Source organism: Streptomyces sp. NPDC002156 (assembly GCF_053593675.1).
Genome location: NZ_JBSFDA010000312.1, coordinates 1 through 5,426, shown reverse-complemented (window position 1 = coordinate 5,426; position 5,426 = coordinate 1). Strand labels below are relative to the sequence as shown.

3 protein-coding genes and 1 pseudogene are annotated in these 5,426 nt (G+C 72.2%); 2 read left to right on the top strand and 2 right to left on the bottom strand.

All coding sequences use genetic code 11. The features are described 5' to 3' along the window. Positions 1 to 278: 278 nt before the first annotated feature. Both ACWCRB_RS48860 and ACWCRB_RS48855 read right to left on the bottom strand, forming a co-directional pair. Positions 279 to 1,491 (bottom strand): annotated as a pseudogene (locus tag ACWCRB_RS48860) (sensor histidine kinase); the annotation flags it as partial. 380 nt (positions 1,492 to 1,871) lie between these two features. Then, a complete protein-coding gene (locus tag ACWCRB_RS48855; RefSeq protein WP_451002226.1) occupies positions 1,872 to 3,146 on the bottom strand; it encodes an MBL fold metallo-hydrolase in 1,275 nt (424 codons plus the stop codon). Between the two features lie 240 nt (positions 3,147 to 3,386). Here ACWCRB_RS48855 and ACWCRB_RS48850 point away from each other — a divergent pair, with 240 nt between their 5' ends. Both ACWCRB_RS48850 and ACWCRB_RS48845 read left to right on the top strand, forming a co-directional pair. Then, positions 3,387 to 4,577 (top strand): Glu/Leu/Phe/Val dehydrogenase dimerization domain-containing protein, encoded by a 1,191-nt coding sequence (locus ACWCRB_RS48850; RefSeq protein WP_451002225.1) that lies wholly within the window; start codon positions 3,387 to 3,389, stop codon positions 4,575 to 4,577. A gap of 118 nt (positions 4,578 to 4,695) precedes the next feature. Further along, on the top strand, positions 4,696 to 5,310 hold the full coding sequence (locus ACWCRB_RS48845; protein WP_451002224.1) for a TetR/AcrR family transcriptional regulator: 615 nt from the start codon (positions 4,696 to 4,698) through the stop codon (positions 5,308 to 5,310). Positions 5,311 to 5,426: the final 116 nt, after the last annotated feature.

Genomic DNA, 5,426 nt, shown 5'->3' with positions numbered 1-5,426 from the left:
GTACGTCCACCAGCGCCGCCGCACGCACGGCCGTCCGAGGGCGGAGTTGAAGGATCGTCGTCATGGTGCCCGGGCCGCCTCCGGGCGTCGGCGCGCCGAACCGGCGGACGGTGTGCCCGGGCCGGGAGTTCCGGGCGCCGACGGCCGTCCCTCGTGGCCGGCGGCCGACGGACGCTGCCGGGGCGGCTCGGCCACCCGCCGCATACCGCCGGTCTCCTGGGCTGTGGTCTGAACAGGGTCCTTGGGCCGGGGCTGCGGTACGCCCCCGGATCCGCCCGGGGGCGTGTCCGTGCCCAACAGCCCCTGGGGCACGACGAGTACGGCCTGTACGCCCCCGTAGATGTTGGTCTGGAGGCGGACGTGGATGCCGTGCCGACGGGCGAGCTGCGAGACCACGAAGAGTCCGATGCGGCCGTCCTGGAGCAGGCTGGCGACATTGACCTGGTCGGGGTCGGTGAGCAGCGTGTTCATCTTGTGCTGTTCCCCCACCGGCATCCCCAGTCCACGGTCCTCCACCTCGATGGCGAGCCCCGAGGTGACGAGGTTGGCGCGCAGCAGCACCTGGGTGTGCGGGGCGGAGAACACGGTGGCGTTCTCGACGAGTTCGGCGAGGAGGTGGATGACGTCGGCGACGGCGTGGCCGCGCAGGGTGCCGTCGATCGGGGGCACGAGCTTGACCCGCGAGTACTGCTCGACCTCCGCGATGGCCGAGCGGAGCACCTCCGTCATGGAGACCGGGTTGCTCCACTGGCGGCGGGAGACGGCGCCGCCGAGCACGGCGAGGTTCTCGGCGTGCCGCCGGATGCGGGTCGCGAGGTGGTCGACGTGGAAGAGGCCCTTGAGGAGGTCGGGGTCCTCGATCTCGTGTTCCAGCTCGTCGAGGATGGAGATCTCGCGGTGCACGAGCGACTGCAGGCGCCGGGCGAGGTTGACGAAGACCTCGACCTTCTGTTCGCTGCCCGCCTGGCTGGAGAGCTGCGAGGCCTGGACGACGGCGGTGACGGCACCGTCGTGGGCACGGGCGAGGTCGGCGCCGAGGAGTTCGAAGTCGTCGGCGTCGGCCGCGGGCACACCGCGTGTCCTGCGGGCCGGTGGTGCGTCGCCGCGCCGCAGCGCCTCGACGAGGGCGCGCAGGTCGGCCTCGCCGCGGGCGCTGGTGCGGCGCAGAGCGCCTAGGCGTTCTTGCACGGATCTGGCGGCGCGGTCGGCGGCCACCAGCGCGATCACGATGCCCCCTAGGGCGACCGCGAACGCGCCGGCGAGCACGGCGAACAGGGTGAGGGTGGGCCGCACCCCGGCGGAGCGGACGATGAACAGGACGGCGGCGCAGGCGCTGAGGGCGACCGCGAGCGGCGGCAGCACGGCGAGCCGCATGAGCTGCGGCCGTATGTGGGTCTCGGGCAGCGAGGGGACGGTACGGGCGACCGGCCGACCGTGCCGCCCGCCCTCACGGCGGTCTGCGCGGGGGGCCGGTGCTCGGAGGTGAGACATCTTCGTCCTCGTACTGGTGCGTCGGGACCTGGGGATCGCGCGTCTGCGCGACTCGGGCGTGCGCCATCGCGGTGCCGGTCGGGAGCCGAAGAATCGAAGAAACCAGCCCTGTGTCGCCCGGCGGCCACTCACAGTAGTCGCCAACGCAACATGTGCGGTGGGCAGTTGACAAACTGCCCCGGACACCGCGCCGCTCTGGTATGAAACCTCGCACGGCAGACCGACAATCACCCCGGACGCACGTTCCCCCGACCCACTGAATCGATCAGCACTGGTCAGGACCGGTCACGAAAAGACGGCGAGGGCCGGGGAGTCACCTGCTCCCCGGCCCTCGCCGCCCGTACGACTGTCCGACAGTCGTCCGTTTTCGCCCGTCGTCGTCAGCCCGCGGAAACCGCCTTGGGCTCGCCGCTGCCGTCGGCAGCACCCCCCTGAATGTCACCGGCCGTGTCGGTCGGGGCGTCATCCACATCAGCCGTACGAGTGATATCGGCCGTACGACGGGCATCGGACGGCCCGTCGGCGTCGAGCGTCGGCCAGCCGCCCGGCGGGGTCAGGGCCACGCCCCGCCACCAGGGCTCCGAGGGGACGGTCTCGGCCGTGGGTTCGAAGGGCTCGCCCGGGTGCGGCAGCCCGATCCGCGCCCCGGCCTTGCGGGCGGCGGCGATCGTGCCCTCGCCTGGGTCCGACCACGCGTGCGCCGCCAGGTTGAAGGTGCCCCAGTGGATCGGCAGCATCAGCCCGCTCGGCGTCCCGCCCTGGATGTCGAGGTGGGCGCGCATGCCCTCCTCCGGGGTCATGTGGATGTCGGGCCAGAACTCGCTGTAGGCCCCGATCTGGATCATCGTGGCGTCGAACGGGCCGTGGTCGGCGCCGATGTCCCGGAAGCCCTCGAAGTACCCGGTGTCGCCGCTGTGGTAGACGCGGTGCTCCGCGCCCTCGACGACCCAGGAGGCCCACAGGGTGTGCTGGGTGTTGCGCAGTCCCCGGCCGCAGAAGTGGCGGGCCGGGGTGGCGGTCAGGGTGAGGCCGCCGACCTTCGTCGACTCGTGCCAGTCCAGCTCGCGCAGCCGGTCGGCGGAGACGCCCCACCGCTCCAGATGGGCACCGACGCCGAGCGGGACCGCGAACAGGGTGTCCGTGTCGGCCAGCGCCTTGATCGTGGGCATGTCCAGATGGTCGTAGTGGTCGTGCGAGATGACGACGACGTCGACCGGGCCGAGCGCGGCCAGCGGCAGGGGCACCGGATGCAGCCGCTTGGGCCCGGCGAAGGCGAACGGCGAACAGCGCTCGCCCCAGACGGGGTCGAAGAGCACCCGCTGTCCGTCGATCTCGGTGAGCACGCTGGAGTGGCCCATCCAGGTCAGCCGGAGACCGGTGACCGGGGGCTTGGCGAGGTCGGCGAGCGTCGTGGCGTGCACCGGCACCGTGCCGGCCGGGGCGCGGCGGACCCGGTCCTCCTTGCGCAGGGAGGACTTCGCGAACTCGAGCATGGCGCCGTCCGGCCGGGGCGTACCCGGCGGGTTCTGGAAGACGCCGTCCGCGAAGTGGGGCGATCTGCGGATCCGTGCCAGGCGCTCCCCGCTCGGGTCCGCGCCGAAGGCGGCGGGCCGCAGCGCGCGCAGCCGGGGGCTCGGAGAGGGGAATCCGGTCACGGTACCTCCAGGTGGAGTCGGTCAGGCATTCCATTATGGTCGCCACCTCTGACACTCCGGCGTCGCGCGGGCGTCGGCCGGGTCTTTCCAAGGAAACTCCAACGCTCGGGACGGCGAATCGATTCCGGGGCGACGAAGAGCGACCGCCCGGACACAGGTGGTGCACGCGACGGGCAAGGCGCGCGGAGCCGAGGGTGCACGGCGGCGCGCAACTGAACGGCGAGTCAGTATATTGCCCGCATGGTTACCCCTCAGGGCGCTCCCCTGCTCTCCCTCACCTGGACCGATCACCTCACCGGCCGCCAGGGCTTCCTCGTCGTGGACAGACTGGTGCGGGGCGTGTCCAGCGGCGGACTGCGGATGCGCGAGGGCTGCACCCTGGACGAGGTCGCCGGACTCGCCCGGGGCATGACCATGAAGGAAGCCCTGCACTACAACCCCGAGGGCCGCTACATCCCCCTGGGCGGCGCCAAGGGCGGAGTCGACTGCGACCCCCAGGACCCTGGGGCGTACGACCTGCTGGTGCGCTATCTGCGCGCGATGCGACCGTACGTCGAGAGCGTGTGGACCACGGGCGAGGACCTGGGCCTCACCCAGGATCTCGTCGACCGGGCGGCGGCCGAGGCCGGGCTCGTGTCGTCGATCCAGGCGGTCTATCCGCTGCTGGACGACGAGAGCGCGGCCCGCGCGCGGCTCGCCGACGCGTTCGCGGTCGAGGTGGACGGCATCGGGCTCGACGAGCTGGTCGGCGGCTGCGGGGTCGCGGAGTCCGTACTCGCGGCACTCGACCGGGCCGAGGTGCCGTACGCCGGTACGCGCGTCGCCGTACAGGGGCTCGGCACGATGGGCGGGGCCACGGCACGCTTCCTCACGCGCGCGGGACTCACGGTGGTGGCCGTCTCCGACATCAAGGGCACGATCGCCAACCCGGCCGGACTCGACATCGAGACACTGCTCACGGCCCGCGACTCGTACGGAACCGTGGACCGCGCGGTGCTGCGCCCCGAGGACCGCGAACTGCCGGGCGAGGCCTGGCTGTCCGTGCCCGCGGAGGTGCTGGTGCCGGCTGCGGTCTCGTACGCCGTCGACACCGGGAACCAGGAGCGGATCACCGCGCGTTGGGTTGTCGAGGCCGCCAACATGCCCGTACTGCCGGAGGCCGAGGAGCTGCTCGCCGCGCGCGGCATCGTCGTACTGCCGGACGTGGTCGTCAACTCCGGGACGAACGCCTGGTGGTGGTGGACGCTGTTCGGGGACATCGGCGCGGAACCGGAGGAGGCGTTCGCGTACACCCGGCGCTCGATGCGCGCCCTGATCGATCAGGTGCTCGCGCGCGCGGAGACCGACGGGACGACTCCCCGGGCGGCGGCACACGCGATCGTGGAGGAGCGGCTGCCGGTGATCGCGGAGCGGTTCGGGTGGTACCGGTGACGGTGTCCGGCGGGGCGTCCTGAGGGGCTTCCCTGCGAACCGGCCACATTGGCGGGGATTTACAGGCATTGACGGACCTGCCCCGACATCGTGTCCGGTGACGGATTACTGTGGCCGCGTGGCAAGAGTGCGGTTGAGCGTGGCCGAGCGGCGCGAGGATTTGCTGCGGGCCGCCATCGAACAGATCGAGGTGCGGGGCGTGGCGGCGGTCAGGATCGCCGACGTGGCCGCCGCCCTCGGGGTGAGCAACGCGCTGGTGCTGTACCACTTCTCGACCAAGGAGAAGCTGGTCGCCGCCGCGTTCCGGTACGCGGCCGAGGCCGACCTCACCCACCTGGGCAAACTCCTCGGACGCCGCTCCCCTGCCCTGCGCCGACTGCGATCCGCGGTGCGCTGGTACGCGCCGACGGGTCAGGCCAAGGGCTGGCGGCTGTGGATCGAGGGGTGGGCGGTGTCCCTGCGCGACCCCGCGCTGCGGGAGGTCGCCGGGGACCTGGACCGGCGCTGGAAGGCCGCGATCACCGAGGTCATCGCGGAGGGTGTCGCCGCCGGCGAGTTCGAGTGCCCCGACCCCACGGGCACGGCACTACGACTCACGGCGCTGCTGGACGGGCTGGCGGTCCAGATGACGGCGTACGAGGGGGTGTCGCGTGCGCGAGCCGAGCAGTGGGTGGACGCGGCGCTGGCTGGGGAACTGGGGCTTGAGCGGGCGGCGTTGACGTCAGGCAGGTAGGTCGGTGTGGCCGCCGGACCTGGGGGCTGCCGCCCCCAGACCCCCGCTATCGGCCTGAACGGCCTCGTCCTCAAACGCCGGACGGGCTGGGATGACCTGGACCGGCACTCAAAGGC

Coding starts and splice junctions, on each gene's coding strand:
- ACWCRB_RS48850 (WP_451002225.1), top strand. CDS start 3,387: ATGGTTACCCCTCAGGGCGCTCCCCTGCTCTCCCTCACCTGGACCGAT.